Genomic DNA, 965 nt, shown 5'->3' on the forward strand with positions numbered 1-965 from the left:
CGCCGCGCAGGCCGGCCGCCGGAGCCGCCAGGTCCCGCCCGAGGAACTGGCCAGCGATCTCGAGGCGCTCGGTGACGCGCTCTTCCTCTGCGGCCGTTCGGATGCCGCGGACACCGCCTACCACCAAGCCGGCTGGGCCAGTGGGCACTCCTCCTCCGGCACGGCACTGCTGATGCTCAAGCTGGCCAAGGTCGCCCAGCGGCAGGGGCGCCACTCGCTGGCCCTTCGAAGGCTGACCCTCGGCCTGCGCAGCGCCGGCGCCTCACCCGACCCCGAATCGGCGGCCCATCGAGCCCGGATCCTGGCCCGCCGGGCCGTGGTGCTGATCAGCCAGGGACGGTACGGCGCCGCCGAGTCCGCCGCACGGGAAGCCGTGGCGGTGGCCTTGCTGGCCGACGAGACGGACGCCCGCGCCCAGGCACACCTCGTGTTGCACAGCGTTCACCTCTTCACCGGCACCCCGGACCTCGACCACCACGGTGAAGCCGCCCTGCGACTGTTCGAGGAGACCGGCGACCTGGGTGGTCAGGCGCACTCGCTGAACAACCTCGCGATGCGCAGACTGCTCCAGGGCGACTGGGCCGAGGCCCTCGAGATGTTCGGCAGGGCGGCGGCGATGTTCGCCAAGGTCGGCGACGCGGCCAATGAGGCCAACGCGTCCTACAACCGGGCCGATCTGCTCAACCGCCAGGGCCGGTACGCCGAGGTCGCCGTGCAGTTGGAAGGAGTCATGCGGGTGGCCCGGGCGGTCGGCGACGAGGAGCTCGTCGGACTCGTCCTGCGCGAGCAGGGCCGAGCGCTGTCCAGGGACGGCCGGCCCGAGGGCCAGGCGCTCCTGCTGTCCGCCCGCGCGCTGCTGGACGGTTTGGGCGAGCCGCACGAGGTGACCGACACCGACATCGCGCTCGCAGAGGCGCACCTCATGGCGGGGCGCCCCGGCCCGGCCCTCGACACGAGTGCCGCGG

The 965-nt window shown here is 73.4% G+C and carries 1 protein-coding gene; it reads left to right on the forward strand.

The annotated features are described in order from the left end of the window. Positions 1–965, forward strand: a 965-nt coding sequence (locus NJ4_RS24285) for a tetratricopeptide repeat protein (protein ID WP_157551337.1), incomplete at both ends; no start/stop codon positions are given.

The sequence above is a fragment of the Nocardioides jensenii JCM 1364 = NBRC 14755 genome (assembly GCF_001552535.1).
GTDB lineage: Bacteria > Actinomycetota > Actinomycetes > Propionibacteriales > Nocardioidaceae > Nocardioides > Nocardioides jensenii.